This window comes from Vibrio ezurae NBRC 102218 (assembly GCF_000467185.1).
Taxonomy (GTDB): domain Bacteria; phylum Pseudomonadota; class Gammaproteobacteria; order Enterobacterales; family Vibrionaceae; genus Vibrio; species Vibrio ezurae.
Genome location: NZ_BATM01000050.1, coordinates 22732 through 40679, shown reverse-complemented (window position 1 = coordinate 40679; position 17948 = coordinate 22732). Strand labels below are relative to the sequence as shown.

21 protein-coding genes are annotated in these 17948 nt (G+C 43.9%); all 21 read right to left on the bottom strand.

Annotation, left to right across the window (positions count from 1 at the left end; genetic code table 11):
- Window positions 1-190: 190 nt before the first annotated feature.
- The 21 genes from VEZ01S_RS14505 to VEZ01S_RS14410 all read right to left on the bottom strand — a co-directional run bounded on the left by VEZ01S_RS14505 (window position 191) and on the right by VEZ01S_RS14410 (window position 17935).
- Window positions 191-613, bottom strand: coding sequence for a F0F1 ATP synthase subunit epsilon (locus VEZ01S_RS14505; protein ID WP_021714809.1), 423 nt, complete (start codon window positions 611-613; stop codon window positions 191-193).
- Window positions 614-631: 18 nt separating this feature from the next.
- Window positions 632-2035 carry a F0F1 ATP synthase subunit beta gene (gene atpD / locus VEZ01S_RS14500; RefSeq protein ID WP_021714808.1) on the bottom strand — a complete coding sequence of 468 codons (1404 nt, stop codon included), beginning with the start codon at window positions 2033-2035 and terminating at the stop codon, window positions 632-634.
- Between the two features lie 34 nt (window positions 2036-2069).
- Window positions 2070-2936 carry a F0F1 ATP synthase subunit gamma gene (gene atpG, locus VEZ01S_RS14495; RefSeq protein WP_021714807.1) on the bottom strand — a complete coding sequence of 289 codons (867 nt, stop codon included), beginning with the start codon at window positions 2934-2936 and terminating at the stop codon, window positions 2070-2072.
- Between the two features lie 44 nt (window positions 2937-2980).
- The gene (atpA, locus tag VEZ01S_RS14490) at window positions 2981-4522 is read right to left on the bottom strand and encodes a F0F1 ATP synthase subunit alpha (protein WP_021714806.1); all 1542 of its coding nucleotides are present in this window, start codon (window positions 4520-4522) and stop codon (window positions 2981-2983) included.
- A gap of 13 nt (window positions 4523-4535) precedes the next feature.
- Window positions 4536-5069 carry a F0F1 ATP synthase subunit delta gene (gene atpH, locus VEZ01S_RS14485; RefSeq protein WP_021714805.1) on the bottom strand — a complete coding sequence of 178 codons (534 nt, stop codon included), beginning with the start codon at window positions 5067-5069 and terminating at the stop codon, window positions 4536-4538.
- 14 nt (window positions 5070-5083) lie between these two features.
- Window positions 5084-5554, bottom strand: coding sequence for a F0F1 ATP synthase subunit B (gene atpF, locus VEZ01S_RS14480; RefSeq protein ID WP_021714804.1), 471 nt, complete (start codon window positions 5552-5554; stop codon window positions 5084-5086).
- Window positions 5555-5614: 60 nt separating this feature from the next.
- Complete coding sequence (atpE, locus tag VEZ01S_RS14475) at window positions 5615-5872, bottom strand: F0F1 ATP synthase subunit C (protein WP_017029793.1); 258 nt, start codon at window positions 5870-5872, stop codon at window positions 5615-5617.
- A 44-nt stretch (window positions 5873-5916) separates the two neighbouring features.
- Window positions 5917-6723: a F0F1 ATP synthase subunit A gene (gene atpB, locus VEZ01S_RS14470; RefSeq protein WP_021714803.1), complete on the bottom strand. Its 807-nt coding sequence runs from the start codon at window positions 6721-6723 to the stop codon at window positions 5917-5919.
- 8 nt (window positions 6724-6731) lie between these two features.
- Window positions 6732-7121 carry a F0F1 ATP synthase subunit I gene (locus VEZ01S_RS14465; protein WP_021714802.1) on the bottom strand — a complete coding sequence of 130 codons (390 nt, stop codon included), beginning with the start codon at window positions 7119-7121 and terminating at the stop codon, window positions 6732-6734.
- Window positions 7122-7261: 140 nt separating this feature from the next.
- The gene (locus VEZ01S_RS14460; RefSeq protein WP_021714801.1) at window positions 7262-8158 is read right to left on the bottom strand and encodes a ParB/RepB/Spo0J family partition protein; all 897 of its coding nucleotides are present in this window, start codon (window positions 8156-8158) and stop codon (window positions 7262-7264) included.
- Between the two features lie 23 nt (window positions 8159-8181).
- The gene (locus VEZ01S_RS14455; RefSeq protein WP_021714800.1) at window positions 8182-8955 is read right to left on the bottom strand and encodes a ParA family protein; all 774 of its coding nucleotides are present in this window, start codon (window positions 8953-8955) and stop codon (window positions 8182-8184) included.
- Between the two features lie 14 nt (window positions 8956-8969).
- A complete protein-coding gene (gene rsmG / locus VEZ01S_RS14450) occupies window positions 8970-9599 on the bottom strand; it encodes a 16S rRNA (guanine(527)-N(7))-methyltransferase RsmG (RefSeq protein WP_021714799.1) in 630 nt (209 codons plus the stop codon).
- Window positions 9596-11497, bottom strand: a complete 1902-nt coding sequence (gene mnmG, locus VEZ01S_RS14445) for a tRNA uridine-5-carboxymethylaminomethyl(34) synthesis enzyme MnmG (protein WP_021714798.1) — start codon at window positions 11495-11497, stop codon at window positions 9596-9598. The genes rsmG and mnmG overlap by 4 nt, the downstream gene beginning before the upstream one ends.
- A gap of 486 nt (window positions 11498-11983) precedes the next feature.
- Entirely contained in the window at window positions 11984-12424 is a 441-nt protein-coding gene (gene mioC / locus VEZ01S_RS14440) for an FMN-binding protein MioC (RefSeq protein WP_021714797.1), read from the bottom strand.
- 2 nt (window positions 12425-12426) lie between these two features.
- Window positions 12427-13788 (bottom strand): tRNA uridine-5-carboxymethylaminomethyl(34) synthesis GTPase MnmE, encoded by a 1362-nt coding sequence (gene mnmE, locus VEZ01S_RS14435; RefSeq protein WP_021714796.1) that lies wholly within the window; start codon window positions 13786-13788, stop codon window positions 12427-12429.
- A 113-nt stretch (window positions 13789-13901) separates the two neighbouring features.
- Window positions 13902-15530: a membrane protein insertase YidC gene (yidC, locus tag VEZ01S_RS14430; RefSeq protein WP_021714795.1), complete on the bottom strand. Its 1629-nt coding sequence runs from the start codon at window positions 15528-15530 to the stop codon at window positions 13902-13904.
- 2 nt (window positions 15531-15532) lie between these two features.
- Window positions 15533-15790 carry a membrane protein insertion efficiency factor YidD gene (gene yidD / locus VEZ01S_RS16680; protein WP_084621729.1) on the bottom strand — a complete coding sequence of 86 codons (258 nt, stop codon included), beginning with the start codon at window positions 15788-15790 and terminating at the stop codon, window positions 15533-15535.
- On the bottom strand, window positions 15757-16080 hold the full coding sequence (gene rnpA, locus VEZ01S_RS14425) for a ribonuclease P protein component (protein WP_235868514.1): 324 nt from the start codon (window positions 16078-16080) through the stop codon (window positions 15757-15759). The genes yidD and rnpA overlap by 34 nt, the downstream gene beginning before the upstream one ends.
- 45 nt (window positions 16081-16125) lie before the next feature.
- Window positions 16126-16263 (bottom strand): 50S ribosomal protein L34, encoded by a 138-nt coding sequence (rpmH, locus tag VEZ01S_RS14420; protein ID WP_004400210.1) that lies wholly within the window; start codon window positions 16261-16263, stop codon window positions 16126-16128.
- A 269-nt stretch (window positions 16264-16532) separates the two neighbouring features.
- On the bottom strand, window positions 16533-17267 hold the full coding sequence (locus VEZ01S_RS14415) for an amino acid ABC transporter ATP-binding protein (protein WP_021714793.1): 735 nt from the start codon (window positions 17265-17267) through the stop codon (window positions 16533-16535).
- Window positions 17264-17935, bottom strand: a complete 672-nt coding sequence (locus VEZ01S_RS14410; RefSeq protein WP_021714792.1) for an amino acid ABC transporter permease — start codon at window positions 17933-17935, stop codon at window positions 17264-17266. Before VEZ01S_RS14410 ends, VEZ01S_RS14415 begins: the two co-directional genes overlap by 4 nt.
- Between the last annotated feature and the right edge of the window lie 13 nt (window positions 17936-17948).

The window sequence follows — 17948 nt, the reverse complement described above, 5'->3', positions numbered from 1 at the left end:
TAGTACGATTGGTATCATATGTTTACATAACTAAGTGACCTCAGGATGACACGCATTCTATCGTCGCATCCTGAAGTCACTTAGCGATATAAGTCGCCTAGCTATATATTAACCTAAACATCCTAGATTTGGCACAAAACAAAAAGGTGACCCTAGGGCCACCTTTTTTCGATACGCTATGGCTAATAAATTAGCGACGCTTTCTAGTCAGTTCTGCAACTCTAACTTGAGCAATCGCTTTAGCCAATTCACTGGCTGCCTGAGCAAAGTCCATGTCGCCGTGCTGATTAAGAATGCTCTCTTCAGCTTTGCGTTTGGCTTCTTCTGCTTTAGAAGCATCGATATCTTCACCACGAATTGCTGTATCAGCCAGTACAGTTGCTGTACCAGGCTGAACTTCAACAATACCACCAGAGACATAAATGAACTCTTCGTGGCCGTGCTGCTTCACGATGCGAACCATACCAGGAGTAATAGCGGTCAACAGCGGAGTGTGGCCGTGGAAAATACCAAGCTCACCTTCGCTACCGGTCACCTGGAACGTTTCTACGCGCCCAGAAAACAGTTTTTTCTCTGCGCTAACTACGTCAAGGTGAAAGGTTATTGCTGCCATATTGCCTCCTAATCAGACTTATAGCTTCTTAGCGTTCTCTAGAGCTTGATCAATGCTACCGCAGTACATGAATGCTTGCTCTGGAATGTCGTCGTAATCACCAGCTAGTAGGCCTTTAAATCCACGTAGAGTCTCTTTAAGAGGTACGTAAACGCCTGGGTCGCCCGTAAATACTTCCGCTACGTGGTAAGGCTGAGTAAGGAACTTCTCAATCTTACGCGCACGAGATACCACTTGCTTATCTTCTTCAGAAAGCTCATCCATACCTAGGATTGCGATGATATCTTTTAGCTCTTTATAGCGCTGTAGCGTAGTTTGAACGCCTGAAGCCACATCGTAGTGCTCTTGACCAACAACCAATGGATCAAGCATACGAGATGTAGAATCCAATGGGTCAATCGCAGGGTATAGACCCATAGCAGCGATGTTACGGCTAAGTACAACCGTTGCATCCAAGTGAGCAAACGTGGTTGCTGGAGATGGATCCGTCAAGTCATCCGCAGGTACGTATACCGCCTGTACAGATGTGATAGAACCCGTCTTCGTAGACGTGATACGCTCCTGTAGTACACCCATCTCTTCTGCAAGAGTTGGCTGGTAACCTACCGCAGATGGCATACGACCTAGAAGTGCCGATACCTCTGTACCCGCAAGGGTATAACGATAGATGTTATCTACGAAGAACAGTACGTCACGGCCTTCATCACGGAAACGCTCCGCCATAGTAAGACCCGTCAGTGCAACGCGCAGACGGTTACCCGGTGGCTCGTTCATCTGACCGTAAACCATTGCTACTTTTGATTCTTCAGGTTTTTCGATGTTTACAACACCCGCTTCCTGCATTTCAAAGTAGAAATCGTTACCTTCACGAGTACGCTCACCTACACCCGCAAATACGGATAGGCCAGAGTGCTGTAGTGCGATGTTGTTGATAAGTTCCATCATGTTAACGGTCTTACCTACACCTGCACCACCAAATAGACCGATTTTACCACCCTTAGCGAATGGGCAAACCAAGTCGATAACTTTAACACCAGTTTCTAGAAGTTCAGTCGCGTTTGACTGGTCTTCATAACTAGGCGCTGGTCGGTGAATTTCGTAATGCTCTTCAGCACCGATATCTCCACACTCATCAATCGCGTCACCAAGAACGTTCATGATACGACCAAGAGTTTTAGTACCTACTGGAACTGTAATTGGAGCACCAGTATTTATAACATCTAGTCCACGACGTAAACCGTCTGAGCTACCCATTACGATAGTACGAACTACGCCACCGCCTAACTGTTGTTGAACTTCAAGAACTAAACGTTCTGGAGCGTCAACTACGTTAAGTGCGTCGTATACACGTGGTACTTCGCCTTGTGGGAACTCTACGTCGACTACCGCACCGATGATCTCTACGATCTTACCTGTAGCCATTGTTAATCCTCTAAACTAATTCGTTGTCCTAAAACTAAACCGCAGCGGCACCAGAACAAATTTCTGATAGCTCTTGGGTAATCGCAGCCTGACGAGCTTTGTTATACACAAGCTGTAAATCTTCGATCAGGTTGTTTGCGTTATCCGTTGCAGCTTTCATTGCCACCATTCGAGCGGCCTGCTCACAAGCTAGGTTCTCAACCACGCCTTGATACACACTAGATTCGATATAACGAATCAGCAATGCATCTAGCAAAGGTTTCGGCTCTGGCTCGTAAATGTAGTCCCACTGATGGTCACGCTGCATTTCTTCGCTGTCTGATTTAGGTAAAGGCAGTAATTGATCGATCGTTGGTTCTTGAACCATAGTGTTTACAAACTTATTGAACACTATGAAGAGGCGATCCAACTCACCTTCATCATATTTCTTCAACATAACGCGTACTGAACCGATCAAATCTTCCAGACTTGGGTTATCGCCCAGACCAGAAGTTTGAGCTGCTACTTTCGCGCCGCTGTTGTTAAAGAATGCTGTTGCCTTTGAGCCGATAACGGCTAAGTCAATTTCAGCACCACTTTCCTGCCAAGTTTGCATGTCTAGAACAGCTTTTTTGAACAAGTTAATGTTCAAGCCACCACACAAACCACGGTCAGTAGAAACTATGATGTAACCAACACGCTTGGCTTCGCGTTCCTCTAGGTACGGATGTTTGTACTCTAGGCTACCGCTAGCCAAATGACCGATCACCTTACGCATTGTTTCTGCATATGGACGGGACGCTTCCATCGAATCTTGCGATCGACGCATTTTTGAAGCGGCCACCATTTCCATTGCTTTCGTAATCTTCTGTGTGCTTTTAACACTACCGATTTTATTACGTATTTCTTTTGCGCCGGCCATCGTTACTCTCCGTTAGTAGGTGACTCTTTCAAGTCACCAACCAATTACCAGGTTTGGGTTGCTTTAAAATCAGTGACGATTTTTTGAAGCTGCGCTTCAATGTCGTCGTTGTAAGCACCCGTTTGGTTGATCTCTTCCGCTAGATCAGCGAACTGACCATGAGCATACGACAGTAGAGCGGCTTCAAAATCTAGAATCTTATTAAGTTCAATATCATCTAGGAAACCACGCTCAGCAGCAAAGATAACAAGGGCTTGTGAGAACACTGACATAGGAGCGTATTGCTTCTGTTTCATCAGTTCTGTCACTTTTGCACCGTGATCAAGTTGCTTCTTAGTCGTGTCATCAAGGTCTGAAGAGAACTGAGCAAATGCTGCTAGTTCGCGGTATTGAGCTAGTGCTGTACGAATACCACCAGACAATTTCTTGATGATCTTAGTCTGCGCTGAACCACCTACACGAGATACCGAGATACCTGGGTCAACCGCTGGACGTACGCCGGCGTTGAATAGTTCAGTTTGAAGGAAGATCTGGCCATCAGTAATCGAGATTACGTTTGTAGGTACGAATGCTGATACGTCACCTGCTTGGGTTTCGATAATAGGAAGAGCGGTCAAAGAACCTGTCTTACCTTTTACTTCACCCTTGGTGAAACGCTCTACATACTCTTCGTTTACACGAGCTGCACGCTCTAGTAGACGAGAGTGAAGGTAGAATACGTCACCAGGGAATGCTTCACGACCCGGTGGACGTTTCAGTAGTAGAGAGATTTGACGGTACGCTACCGCTTGCTTAGACAGATCATCATAGATGATCAATGCGTCTTCGCCGCGATCGCGGAAGTATTCACCCATTGCACAACCCGCGTAAGGCGCTAGGTATTGCAGTGCAGCAGACTCAGATGCAGAAGCAACAACAACCACTGTGTTGGCTAGTGCACCGTGCTCTTCAAGCTTACGAACCACGTTAGCGATGGTTGAAGCTTTCTGACCGATTGCTACATAAATTGAGAAAATACCAGAATCTTTCTGGTTAATGATGGCATCAATTGCCATCGCTGTTTTACCAGTCTGACGGTCACCGATGATAAGTTCACGCTGACCACGACCGATAGGGATCATGGCGTCAACTGACTTATAACCAGTTTGTACAGGTTGGTCTACCGACTTACGGTCGATAACGCCAGGTGCGATAACTTCTACAGGAGAAGTTAGTGCTGCGTTGATCGGTCCTTTACCATCAATAGGCTCACCAAGTGTGTTTACAACACGACCTAGTAATTCAGGGCCTACTGGAACCTCAAGGATACGACCAGTACCTGTGACTTTCATGCCTTCCTGTAGGTCGGCATACGGGCCCATAACTACCGCACCAACCGAGTCACGCTCAAGGTTAAGTGCGAGTGCGTATTTGCCACCCGGTAATTCAATCATTTCACCTTGCATAACGTCTGCAAGGCCGTGGATACGAATGATGCCATCGCTTACCGAAACGATAGTACCTTCGTTGCGAGCTTCATTAACAACTTCGAAAGACTCGATACGTTGTTTAATTAGATCGCTAATTTCCGTGGAATTAAGTTGCATGCTCCAATCCCCATTAAGACTGCAATGCATCGCTCAGGCGGTTCAAACGACCTCGCGCTGAGTTATCAATGACTAGGTCTCCGGCTCGAATAATAACCCCACCAAGTAGGGTCTCATCTATACTGCAATTCAGCTTCACTTTGCGGTCAAAGCGTTGCTCTAACTTGCTTATCATGTCGTCTTGCTGTTGCTCCGATAGCTCAGAAGCAGAAATAACATCTACATCTATAAACTTATCGTGCTCTCTTCTAAGAGCTAAAAACTCAGCAAGAACATCAGGTAGAGCCTTTAATCGACCATTCCCTGCCATTACCTTAAGTAGGTTTTGACCATGTTCATCAAGTTGTTCGCCACAAACCACAATCAGTAGTTCTGATAATTTGTTGGCTGTTAATGAGCCATCCAATACATCAGAAATTTGTTTGTGCTTTGTCACTTCAGTGGCAAAAGCCAACATTTGACCCCATTGGTCTAACGCGTCTTTTTCCACCGCAAAATCGAATGCTGCTTTAGCATAGGGGCGTGCGATTGTTACCAAATCCGACATAAGCGCCCCTTGTATTAAAGTTTTGCAGTAATGTTTTCAAGAATATCTTTTTGCGCGTCTTTATCGATTGAGCGCTCCAAGATTTTCTCGGCACCAGCAATAGCCAGAGTAGCAACTTGTTTGCGCAGTTCATCGCGAGCGCGGCTACGGTCAGCTTCAACTTCTGCTTCAGCTTGCGCTAAGATTTTTTGGCGTTCCGCCTGTGCATCTTCGCGTGCTTCATCAATAATTTGAGCTTTACGTTTGTTCGCTGAATCGATGATCTCAGTTGCTGTGCGCTTCGCTTCTTTCAATTGTTCAGAAGCGTTGGCTTGTGCCAGGTTCAAGTTCTTTTCTGCGCGTTCAGCGGCAGATAGACCGTCAGCAATTTTCTTCTGACGTTCTTCGATCGCTTCAATGATTGGTGGCCATACATACTTCATGCAGAACCATACAAACATTGCAAACGAGATTGCTTGACCTAGCAGAGTTGCGTTCATTTCCACAACAGCTACCCCTTTTAATTAATCAACAAAGTTTCAGATGAATGATCTACGATCTACTGATTAACCTGCTAGTTGACCAACAAATGGGTTTGCAAATGTGAATAGCAGTGCGATTACGATACCGATCATTGGGATCGCATCTAGAAGACCCGCGATGATAAACATCTTAACTTGCAGCATTGGGGCCATTTCTGGTTGGCGTGCAGCGCCTTCTAGGAATTTACCACCTAGGATAGCGAAGCCAATAGCAGTACCTACTGAACACAGACCAACGATGATCGCTACAGCAACAGCAGAAAAACTTAGAACAGTTTCCATTTGAAAATTCTCCAATAAAAATTTTAGAGTTTACGTTTATAAAATTAGTGATCACTATCTTCATGAGCCATCGATAGATATACGATCGTTAGCATCATAAATACAAAGGCTTGAATCAAAATAACCAAAATATGGAAGATAGCCCAAGGTAGAGAACCTACCCATTGTAAGTACCAAGGGAGCATTGCAGCACAAAGAATAAACACAACCTCACCAGCAAACATGTTACCGAACAAACGCATACCTAAAGAGATAGGCTTTGCCAGTAGTGATACCGTTTCCAACAATAAGTTGAACGGGATCATGAGTGGATGGTTAAAAGGATGCAGTGCTAATTCTTTAGCAAAGCCACCGATGCCTTTTACTTTGATGCTGTAGTAAATCATCAGAGCAAAAACACCGAGTGCCATAGACATCGTAATACTCACGTCAGCTGTCGGAACCACCTTAAGATAAGGGATACCCACGAGCTCGGCTGGATAAGGTAAGAAGTCGATAGGCACAAGGTCCATCAAGTTCATTAAAATAATCCACACGAATATTGTTAATGCCAACGGTGCAATCAACGGGTTGCGTCCATGGAAAGTGTCTTTTACGTTCTCACCAACGAATTCCACTACCATTTCTACAGCACATTGCAATCGGCTTGGTACACCAGTTGTTGCTTTCTTAGCTACTGAGCGAAAAACCCAAAGGAATAACACACCAGTTAACACAGAAAAGAACAGGCTATCGATATGCACATTCCAGAAACTGCCCTCAGCTACAACGCCTAACTTAGCTAAAGATAAGTGTTGTAAGTGGTGCTCAATGTAACTGGAAGATGTCAACGCTTCACCAGGCGTAGCCATAACTTTTCCTATTTTCTTTTGTTAATAAAAAACACTGGCGCAAACATATTAATCAGTAAGACCAGCAAATAGGTTAGCTTGAGAGGAACTAGTTCCAACTCCATATACACGTAGGCAAGAGTAAACAAAACGATAGTTAGGAGTATCTTAAGCGCTTCACCTGTATAAAACGAAAAAGCGACAAATTTGACCGCTCTAGCGCCTGCATACAAAAACGCAAACAATGAAAACACTGCATTTGCGACGACAAAAATGCCCCCACCAATAAGTGCCGATAGCCCCCAACTAGGATTTACAGTTATGCTTACCCCAATTGCCACTAACATAACCGCGCTAAACTCGATCATAAGCAAACGCTTTGCAAGCTCTCGCCCAGGCCTAGCTAACGCAGTTACCATGTATTCATTTCCTCGAAAAACAACTTTCGCTCAATAAAAATCAAGCGAAAATTCCGAATTTTGTATCCAATGTCATGTATTAGCCGTAAAAATTCACGAAAAATAGAGACAATATGGATCTATTTGAACTGAACCGATTATCACACGATGCGTTCAAGCTTCGCGATTAACAGTTCTAATTTGTGAGGCTCGTCAACACTAATCGTCAATTTTGCTGTACCACTTTTGTTTCTAATCAAAGAAACTTCATTTCCCAGTGTTTTTGACAATTTTTCTGACAAAGAGACCGCCTCTTGATCGATAACTTTTTTATCTTCTTTGGCTGGCGGCTGAAGGATTTTTTTTACCAGTTGTTCCGTTTGTCTAACAGTAAGTTGTTTTTTAACAGCACTTTGCGCTAATTCAACTTGTTGCTTCCCATCAATTGCTAGAAGAGCCCTGGCGTGTCCCATATCCAGTAATCCATCAGAAACCAATTTTTTTACTTCAACTTCTAACTGATTCAAACGCAGCAGGTTACTGACCGCAGTTCGTGACTTACCTATAACTTCAGCTATCTGTTGGTGCGAAAGCTCGAACTTAGTTCTTAAGCTTTCTAAGGCATGCGCCTCTTCAACGGCATTCAAGTTTTCGCGTTGAATATTTTCAATTAAAGCCATTGCAATGGCTGCTTTATCTTGGACGCGCTTAACAACACAAGGAACTTGAGTAAGTCCCGCTTGTTTAGCCGCACGCCAGCGTCTTTCGCCAGCGATAATTTCATATTTGTTGTTGTCGACTTGACGAACAACAATCGGCTGGATGATGCCTTGAGAACGAATCGATGCGCTAAGCTCATCTAAGGCATCTTCATTCATCTCAGTTCGAGGTTGATAAACACCTGGCTGTAAATTCTCTACAGCAATATCTTGCATGTCTCCACTTGCCGACGATGTTGTGACAACATCTGACTCGTGAGCTGGCGTTTTTTTCTCTCTTGCTATCGCACTTGTCGATAACAGTGCATCTAATCCTTTACCTAGACCGCGCTTTGACATTTATCTTGTTCCTTAGAAATTTTTTATACTGTAACTTCTTCACGGCGCAATATCTCCCCTGCAAGGGCAAGATAAGCTTTAGCTCCAGCTGAATGTTTATCATAATACATTGCTGGTTTGCCATGACTTGGAGCTTCAGCTAAGCGTACATTTCTAGGAATCACCGTACGATAAACTTTAGTGCCAAAGTGTTGCTTCAATTGATCCGAAACCTCATTAGAAAGACGGTTTCTTGGGTCAAACATTGTTCGCAACAAGCCTTCTATTTTTAAATTTTCATTCACTACAGCCGCTAGCTTGCTGATGGTATCCATCAAAGCGGTCAAGCCTTCGAGTGCAAAATACTCACACTGCATTGGCACTAATACGGAATCGGACGCTGCCATGGCGTTGATTGTCAGCAAGTTAAGTGACGGTGGGCAATCAATAAAAATAAAGTCATATTGATCACGTACGTTTGCGAGGGCATTTTTTAGCCTAACTTCTCGAGCAAACACTTCCATCAATTTTATTTCAGCTGCCGTTACATCACCGTTGGCCGCAATCAGGTCGTATCCGCCTGTTTGTGAATGAGTCACGACCTCTGCAAACGGGACTTCTTCCACAAGTAGATCATAAGCTGTTGTTTCTACTTGGTACTTATCCACACCACTCGCCATAGTGGCATTGCCTTGAGGATCGAGATCGATCACTAATATACTGCGCTTAGTCGCTGCCATCGAAGCGGCTAAGTTGACGCAGGTTGTGGTTTTGCCTACACCACCTTTCTGATTGGCAATTGATATAATTTTTCCCACGCTCAAACTCTTCCCTAGTCTTGGTCTTGTAAGATTACAAGATGTCGCTCACCATCGAGCTCAGGTACTATCAAAGGTTTGACGCTGATCACGCTACACCAATCAGGAAGTTGCGCTACCTCTTCTTGTGCGACTTGGCCTTTCAAAGCCATAAACACACCAGAATCATCTTTTGGCAAATGACGACACCAATTCACCATGTCTGTCATTGAAGCAAATGCACGACTTAATACGGCATCAAACTTCTGTTCAGGTTGAAATTCTTCAACGCGACTCAGAACAGGAGTAACGTTCTCTACTTTAAGTTCATGCAACACTTGTTTGATGAAACGAATGCGCTTACCAAGACTATCAAGAAGGAAGAACTCACAATCGGGGTTCATTATTGCCAAAGGAACGCCAGGTAAACCTGGGCCTGTACCAACATCAATAAATCGTTGTCCCTCTAAATGAGGCGATACCACAATACTGTCCATAATATGCTTAATTAACATATCACTAGGATTGCGGACTGACGTTAGGTTGTAGGCTTTGTTCCACTTGTTCAATAGTTCCACATAGCCGACCAACTGATCAATCTGTTTTGGTGAAACTGTCAATTCTGTTTTTGCAACAAGTAATTCTAACTGTTGATGTAAACTCATTTTGCAATTTCCTCGCCTTTCTTCAAAAGACCTTGTTTTTTAAGACAAACTAGCAAAATGGATATGGCTGCTGGAGTGATTCCTGAGATACGAGAAGCGATGCCAATGGTCTCTGGTTTTATATCAGTAAGCTTTGCAACCACTTCATTTGAAAGTCCAGACACTTGCGAGTAGTCAAATTCATAAGGGATTTGGGTATTTTCATGACGCATCGATTTGGCAATTTCGTCTTGCTGACGCTGAATATAACCTTCGTACTTAACTTGAATTTCCACTTGCTCAGAGGCTTGTTGATCCTCAAGAGCAGGAGCAAACGTATCTAGCTCAGTCAACTGTTGATAATTCAATTCAGGTCTACGCAGAAGATCCTCACCGCTTGCTTCTCTGGTTAACGGTGTTTTTAGCAGTTTGTTAAGCTCAGCCACACCTTCAGATTTTGGATTAACCCATATACCTGCTAGTCGTTGACGTTCCGTGGCCATACCTTCCATTTTTTGGTTAAAGCGTGCCCAACGTTGTTCAGAAATTAAGCCCAGCTCGTGTGCTTTTTCAGTCAAACGAATATCGGCATTGTCTTCGCGTAGCAGTAATCGATATTCTGCGCGCGAAGTAAACATACGATACGGTTCTTTAGTGCCCATGGTTGATAAATCATCAATCAATACGCCCATGTAAGCTTGATCACGACGAGGTGACCAACCTTCTTTTTCTTGCGAGAACAAACTGGCGTTCAAACCTGCCATCAAGCCTTGTGCTGCCGCTTCTTCGTAACCGGTAGTACCGTTGATCTGACCGGCGAGGAAAAGCCCTTTAATGAACTTGGTCTCGTAAGTGTGTTTTAAATCTCGAGGATCAAAGAAATCATACTCAATGGCATAACCTGGGCGCACGATATGTGCATTTTCAAACCCTTTCATTGAACGAACAATTTGCACTTGAACGTCAAACGGAAGGCTAGTTGAAATGCCATTTGGATACAGTTCGTGAGTACTTAACCCCTCTGGCTCGATAAAGATTTGGTGGCTGTTTTTATCAGCAAAACGCATCACTTTATCTTCAATTGACGGACAATATCTAGGGCCAATGCCTTCGATAACGCCTGCGTACATTGGGCTTCGGTCTAGATTGTTACGAATAACTTCATGAGTGGATTCGTTGGTATGAGTGATGTAACAAGGCACCTGAGGTGGCTGCTGGCTACGATTGCCAATGAATGAAAATACAGGTGTAGGGTTGTCACCGTGCTGTACTTCAAGTTGGCTAAAATCAACACTACGAGCATCAATTCTTGGTGGCGTACCTGTTTTTAGTCGATCCACTCTAAATGGAAGATCACGTAATCTTTGAGCTAAAGCGATCGATGAAGGATCACCTGTACGGCCGCCTGACGCGCTTTCCATTCCGATATGGATCTTTCCACCCAGGAAGGTACCAACGGTCAGCACAACTGCTTTGGCTTCGAATTTAAGCCCCATTTGTGTGATAACACCCCTGACCTGATCATTCTCAACGATCAGATCATCGACCGACTGTTGAAACAAAGTTAAGTTAGGAGTGTTTTCTAATTCTGTACGAACAAACGCTTTGTACAACGCACGATCCGCTTGCGCTCTCGTCGCGCGAACAGCTGGACCTTTGGAAGCATTTAAAGTTCTAAATTGAATACCTGCATGATCAATGGCACGTGCCATTAAACCACCCATTGCATCCACCTCTTTCACAAGGTGACCTTTACCAATACCACCAATGGCCGGATTGCAAGACATCTGACCTAAAGTGTCAATATTGTGAGTCAACAACAGTGTCTTTTGGCCTGTTCTTGCTGCAGATAAGGCTGCTTCAGTACCAGCATGACCACCACCAACGATGATGACATCAAATTTTTCGTGATAAAACATGAGTTGACCTCGAATATTGCTATCGTGAAATGAGTGAACAAAAAGGAGGCGTATTCTACCTTCTTTCTGATCATTAGAAAATTGCTTTTAATGTTTTACACAATTTGCAGTCTCTTAAATATATATAAGATCTTTATATAGATCTTTTATTAGATCTATTATTAAGCAAGCGATCTAGTGTGGATAAGTAGAATTTGATCAATAAGATCAACACCTTTTAGAGGATCACTTTCTGTGATCTTGAGTAGATCTAACTCTGTATTAGCTGGGATCAAAATAGCTACTTATTCACAGGGTAGTGGATCACTGCAAGTTGTTATTGGGATAACTATAGGTTAAACACTGAATACCTATGTAGTTATCCACAGAAAATAATTTTCTAACTGCTGTTTTTATGAACAAAAATAAGACAAAAAGAAAAGCCGTTGTGCCTTTTCGGGCTACAACGGCTTAATGATCGCTTAGATATTTGCAGGGAAACGCTGTTTAGAACAGGTGTTTATGATCTTCAAACCAGTCTTCAAGTGCTTCTTCTGGTACTGGGTGACGTAAGACATCGATTGTCAGGCACTCTGTTAGCGCGGTAGCACCGATATCTTCTAGTAATTCATGGCAATGTAGGCCAGCACCACAAAAGGTGTCGTAGCTTGAATCACCAATGGCAATCACACTGTAGTTTAGTGCTTGGGTGTTTGGTGGCGTGTCTTGAAGCTGCGCAATGAACGGCTGAATATTCTCTGGGTAATCACCAGCACCATGAGTTGATGTGACAATTAACCAAGTGCCGTGTGGGTCAATCTCATCAAGGCTAGGTTGGTTGTGAATCTCGGTATCCTTGCCTAATTCTTGCAGTAAATCGTTAAGGTGGTCTGCTACGTATTCTGCGCCACCTAGGGTGCTACCTGTGATTAAATGAATGGTCGACATGATTATTTACCTATACAGAATGATGAGAAAATTCTACCGAGAAGATCATCTGAGCTGAATTCGCCCGTAATCTCGTTAAGATGTTGCTGAGTGATTCTTAGCTCTTCTGCCAAGATCTCACCGGCCATAAAGCCTTCTAGCTGTTGCTGGCCTATCATTAGATGTTCTGCGGCCTTGTCCAGTGAATCTAAGTGTCTACGGCGCGCCATAAAGCCTCCTTCGGTATTGCCCGAGAAGCCCATGCACTCTTTAAGATGGGTACGTAGCGCATCAACCCCTTCACCGGTTTTCGCGCTTAGGCGAATTAGCGTTGGATCGTTAACATGGCAGATCCCTAAGCTTTCTTGGGTTTGATCTACTTTGTTGCGGATCACTGTCATGCCCATATTATCGGGTAGTCGATCCACAAAATCAGGCCAGATATCTAGTGGGTTAGTTGCGTCCGTTGTCGTGCCATCCACCATGAATAATACACGATCGGCTTGTTGAATTTCGTCCCAAGCACGTTCGATACCAATTTTTTCGACTTCATCAGAGGCTTCACGTAGGCCTGCGGTATCGATGATATGCAAAGGCATACCATCGATGTGGATATGCTCTCGTAGCACGTCACGCGTCGTACCGGCTATGTCTGTCACTATCGCCGACTCTTTGCCTGACAAGGCGTTGAGTAGGCTTGATTTACCTGCATTGGGACGACCGGCAATCACCACTTTCATCCCTTCACGCATAATCGCGCCTTGGTTGGCTTCTGCACGTACTGCTTCAAGATTATCAATGATGCTTTGTAAATCGGTGCTGACTTTACCATCGGCTAGAAAATCAATTTCTTCTTCTGGGAAATCGATAGCCGCTTCGACATAAATACGCAAGTGAATTAAAGATTCAACTAAGGTGGTTATTCGTTTTGAAAACTGCCCCTGTAGTGACTGTAGCGCGGATTTAGCTGCTTCTTCTGAGCTGGCATCAATCAGATCGGCAATGGCTTCTGCTTGCGTTAGATCCATCTTATCGTTGAGGAAAGCACGCTCTGAAAATTCACCAGGTCGAGCAGGGCGAATGTTAGCGATGGTTAAGATTCGTTTTATCAGCATATCCATGACTACTGGACCGCCATGGCCTTGCAGTTCTAAAACATCTTCACCGGTAAAAGAGTTTGGGTTAGGGAAATACAGTGCGATGCCTTGATCTAGTTGACGACCTTCATCGTCGACGAAGGGGAGGTATTCCGCTCTTCTTGGCTGAAGTTCACGCCCTACAACTAGTTTAGCGACTTGCTTGGCCTGTGGGCCTGAAACTCGAATAATACCGACTCCGCCACGTCCGGGCGCAGTAGCTTGAGCCACAATTGTATCGTTAGTCATGTTCGTCTCAATTGGGATAATTAGGTAAATTGTATACTTAAACTACAACAAGTAAAAAATAAAAAGGCGACCCCAAGGTCGCCTTCTCTTATTCATATTGGCTAGCTTAAGCTCTATTTAGAGTGTAAGCCTTTTTTCTCTAGACCTTTGTAGATCAACGTTTGCTGAATTAGCGTCACAACGTTAGATACCAACCAGTATAGAACTAGACCAGATGGGAACCATAGGAAGAAGAAGGTAAACATAACCGGCATAAAGGTCATGATCTTCTGCTGTAGTGGATCCGTTACTGTTGTTGGGCTCATTCTCTGAATCATAAACATACTTGCGCCCATCAATAGAGGCAGGATGTAGTACGGGTCTTGAGCTGAAAGGTCAGTAATCCAACCAAAGAATGGAGAGTGGCGTAGTTCAACCGACTCCATTAGTGCCCAGTATAGAGAGATGAAGATAGGCATTTGCAGAACAAGAGGTAGACAGCCACCCAATGGGTTTACTTTCTCTTTCTTGTACAGTGCCATCATTTCTTGGCTCATGCGTTGGCGATCATCACCAATACGTTCGCGCATAGCGGCTAGCTTAGGCTGTAGCATGCGCATTTTAGCCATAGAGGTGTACTGAGCTTTTGTTAGTGGGTACATTGCGCCACGAACGATGAACGTCAGAACCATGATAGCTAGACCCCAGTTAACTACTACGCCTTGAATCATAGATAGTAACCAGTGCAGTGGTTTCGCGATGAACCACAACCAACCGTAGTCAACTACTAGCTCAAGGTGTGGTGCAACAGCAGCCATTTCATTTTGCAGTTTCGGACCAACCCAAAGTGTTGACTTCATTTCGCCCGTTTGACCGTTAGCGATAGTCTTGTTTGGAAGGCGTACACCGATATCACCTAGGTTACCCACTACACGAGTGTAAAGAGTGGCACCTTGTGCATCACGAGGAACCCAAGCTGAAGCAAAGTAGTGCTCAAGCATAGCAACCCAACCTTGACCTTCACTCAGGTTTTGTTGAAGGTTGCGTTCTTCCATATTCTTGAAGCTGTATTTCTTATAACGAGTAGACTCTGTTGAGTATGCACCGCCACGGTAAGTCGGCATTGTTAAGCTGCCACCAGCGTCTTGTAGGTTTTGACGAAGGTGAGCGTACATACCTACAGTTGCATTCGCACCAGAATTGTTCTCTACATCGTAAACAACGTCGATAGCATAGCTACCACGTTTTAGGATGAAGGTTTTGGTGTAGTTAATGCCGTTTGCTGAGAATGTCATTGGAATGCGCAGTTCATCTTGGCCATCAGCAAGCGTAAAGCTGTCTGAATTCACTTTATAGTGAGGGCGAGATTGGCTGCTTAAATCGATACCTTGAGGACCAATTAGACCACTCTGTGCGATATATTGTTTATTGCCTTCTTTGTGCAAAAGAACAAAACGTTCTTTTGAACCGAAATCTTTAGCATAGTCATTGAGCTTAGCGGACACTACATCACCACCGACAGAATCGATAGATAGATTTAGTACGTCTGTTTTAACGGATACAATGCTTGCCGTATGGTGTGCTTCTGGAGCAGGATCTGCCATTTCATCCGTGAATGAAGGAGCTGGCAATGTACTATCAGTACTAGATTGTGCCTGGTTAGTCGCAGGAGCTACTGGGGTTGTATGTGTTTGCCATTGTTTAAATAGCAAAAATGAAACCATAGCTAATGCGATAAACAGAATATTACGTTGAGAACCCATCGTTATTTATCTCTGTTTGTTGTGTTTTTAGGTGGTACAGGATCGTATCCGCCATCATTTAAAGGGTGGCATTTTAATAGACGTTTGCCCGATAACCAACACCCTTTTACAAATCCGTGGCTTTTTAATGCCAAGATTGCGTACTCAGAGCAGGTTGGGGTGAAACGACAGCGTGGCCCGATAAACGGACTAATACCAAATCGATATAGGTTAACAAGACCTATCGCTATCCACGTGAGGGGCGAGAAAGTCTTTGCCATAACTTATCGAAGAGTTTAAACATATCATCATTGCTTAATTCTTGGGCACTTTTCTTTGCAATAACAACGAAATCTTTGTTAGCAAGTTTGTGTTGATTAAGACGGAAACTTTCTCTTGCTATTCGCTTGAATCGATTACGACCTACAGCAGTTTTTATTTGCTTTTTAGGTACAGCAAGTCCGAGTCTTGGATGCGAAAGAGAATTGTTTCGAGCGATAATAGTAAAATGAGGGGAACCAGCTCTATGAGCTTTTTCGAAGACTGTTTGATAATGCTCGGGAGTTAACAGACGTAACTCCCGATTGAACGCGTACGTAGTCAAAATAATCGCGAATTATTTTGAAAGGCGCGCACGGCCTTTTGCACGACGTGCATTAATTACTTTACGACCGTTCTTAGTAGCCATACGAGCACGGAAACCGTGAGTACGTTTACGCTTTAGAACTGAAGGTTGAAAAGTGCGTTTAGACATGGTTATTACCTTTACTGATCAGTAGTTTTTAGGTTCTTGTTAAACCCGACGTGGGCTGTACATCTCTCTTATATATAAGAGGGATACCGACGTCTCTCAACAAAGAGGCGGAATTGTAATCACTGTATTCAAAATAGTCAATGATTGGTTTAACCCCAAGACAAGTTATCTTTATCTTATATCTATAAATAGACAGTCAATAAAGTTAGCTGACTAGAAATTCCGGTCGACGGATTATACTTGTAAAAAATCAAATCACAAGGATCTTATTAGATCCCTACTTTATTTAGGAACTTTTTCAAGCGAGGATCCTGTGGATTACCAAAGATATCCTCAGGTTTTCCCTGTTCAACAATATGGCCTTCTGCCATAAAGATCACTCTATCGGCGACTTCACGAGCAAATTGCATTTCGTGAGTCACCACCAGCATAGTTTGGTGCTGAGTCGCCAATTTTTTCATCAAGCTTAGTACTTCACCGACCCATTCTGGATCAAGCGCTGAAGTGGGCTCATCAAACAACAGCAGTTCAGGTTCCAGTGCCATCGCGCGGCCGATACCGACACGTTGTTGTTGACCACCAGAGAGAGACGCAGGATAGCTATCCCCTTTGTCTCCTAAGCCAATGTCATCCAAAATTTCTTGAGCGCGTTCTAATGCTTTGTCTTTCTTCCAGCCATGCACGGTGATAAGCCCTTCCGCGATGTTCTGACGCGCGGTCATATGGGTAAATAGCGCATAGTTTTGGAAGACAAAACCGGTTTTACGTCGCAGCGCGAGTTCTTCGGCTTTAGTGTATTTTGCGCAGTTAACATAGGTGTTATCGATCTGAATTTCACCTTGTTCAGCAGATTCAAGGAAATTGACACAGCGTAAGAGGGTCGATTTACCTGTACCGCTAGAGCCGATAATGACAATGATCTCGCCTTTTTGAATGTCGATATCAATGCCTTTTAGAATTTCACTGTCACCGAAGCGTTTGTGTATGTTCTTTAGCTTAATCATCTTTGATACGCCTTATTTAATCGATTTTCTGCCCAAATTTGTACGCGAGTGAGTACCACCACTACCAGCCAATAAATGAGTGCTACTGCCAAGAAAGCTTCAAAGAATCGGAAACTTGAAGAGGCTTCCATTTGTGCTTTAGCCATGATTTCAGCGACACCTAATGTAAAAGCCAGTGACGTTGATTTAATCATATCGATGAAATAGTTCATCAAAGAAGGAAGTGCGACACGGGTAGCTTGAGGCAGAACGACGCGTTGCATTGCCTGACGTGTGGTCATGCCTATTGAGCGGCTGGCTTCCATTTGGCTACGATCAATACCAATAATTGCGGCGCGAATACTTTCCGTCATATAAGCGGCAAAATGCAGAGTTAAACCTATTATGGTGGCTGTAAACGCATCGATGCCGACTAAAATAGGGAATATTTGTGGTAACCCGTAATAAAGCAGGAATAATTGAACCAACAGTGGTGTACCACGAAAGAAACTGATGTAGAGCTGGCTAAGCTGATCCAATACTGGGATCTTAAATACTCGAATGTTTGCCAGTATTAGCGCGAGGATCAGAGCAAAGATACCACCTAATACCGCCATTTCTAATGTGATGTGCAAATACTTAAATAGTATCGGCAGCAACTCCAGCATGTAGTTAAAATCAAAACCCATGTTTAAAACCTAT

Excerpts from the sequence above, each read along its gene's own strand:
- VEZ01S_RS14415 (WP_021714793.1), bottom strand. The coding sequence starts at position 17,267 with ATGATTAAGCTAAAGAACATACACAAACGCTTCGGTGACAGTGAAATT.
- atpB (WP_021714803.1), bottom strand. The coding sequence starts at position 6,723 with ATGGCTACGCCTGGTGAAGCGTTGACATCTTCCAGTTACATTGAGCAC.
- mnmE (WP_021714796.1), bottom strand. The coding sequence starts at position 13,788 with ATGACTAACGATACAATTGTGGCTCAAGCTACTGCGCCCGGACGTGGC.
- atpD (WP_021714808.1), bottom strand. The coding sequence starts at position 2,035 with ATGGCTACAGGTAAGATCGTAGAGATCATCGGTGCGGTAGTCGACGTA.
- VEZ01S_RS14410 (WP_021714792.1), bottom strand. The coding sequence starts at position 17,935 with ATGGGTTTTGATTTTAACTACATGCTGGAGTTGCTGCCGATACTATTT.
- atpH (WP_021714805.1), bottom strand. The coding sequence starts at position 5,069 with ATGTCGGATTTGGTAACAATCGCACGCCCCTATGCTAAAGCAGCATTC.
- yidD (WP_084621729.1), bottom strand. The coding sequence starts at position 15,790 with ATGGCAAAGACTTTCTCGCCCCTCACGTGGATAGCGATAGGTCTTGTT.
- rsmG (WP_021714799.1), bottom strand. The coding sequence starts at position 9,599 with ATGAGTTTACATCAACAGTTAGAATTACTTGTTGCAAAAACAGAATTG.
- rpmH (WP_004400210.1), bottom strand. The coding sequence starts at position 16,263 with ATGTCTAAACGCACTTTTCAACCTTCAGTTCTAAAGCGTAAACGTACT.
- mioC (WP_021714797.1), bottom strand. The coding sequence starts at position 12,424 with ATGTCGACCATTCATTTAATCACAGGTAGCACCCTAGGTGGCGCAGAA.
- yidC (WP_021714795.1), bottom strand. The coding sequence starts at position 15,530 with ATGGGTTCTCAACGTAATATTCTGTTTATCGCATTAGCTATGGTTTCA.
- VEZ01S_RS14465 (WP_021714802.1), bottom strand. The coding sequence starts at position 7,121 with ATGGTAACTGCGTTAGCTAGGCCTGGGCGAGAGCTTGCAAAGCGTTTG.
- atpA (WP_021714806.1), bottom strand. The coding sequence starts at position 4,522 with ATGCAACTTAATTCCACGGAAATTAGCGATCTAATTAAACAACGTATC.
- atpE (WP_017029793.1), bottom strand. The coding sequence starts at position 5,872 with ATGGAAACTGTTCTAAGTTTTTCTGCTGTTGCTGTAGCGATCATCGTT.
- VEZ01S_RS14460 (WP_021714801.1), bottom strand. The coding sequence starts at position 8,158 with ATGTCAAAGCGCGGTCTAGGTAAAGGATTAGATGCACTGTTATCGACA.
- atpG (WP_021714807.1), bottom strand. The coding sequence starts at position 2,936 with ATGGCCGGCGCAAAAGAAATACGTAATAAAATCGGTAGTGTTAAAAGC.
- mnmG (WP_021714798.1), bottom strand. The coding sequence starts at position 11,497 with ATGTTTTATCACGAAAAATTTGATGTCATCATCGTTGGTGGTGGTCAT.
- VEZ01S_RS14505 (WP_021714809.1), bottom strand. The coding sequence starts at position 613 with ATGGCAGCAATAACCTTTCACCTTGACGTAGTTAGCGCAGAGAAAAAA.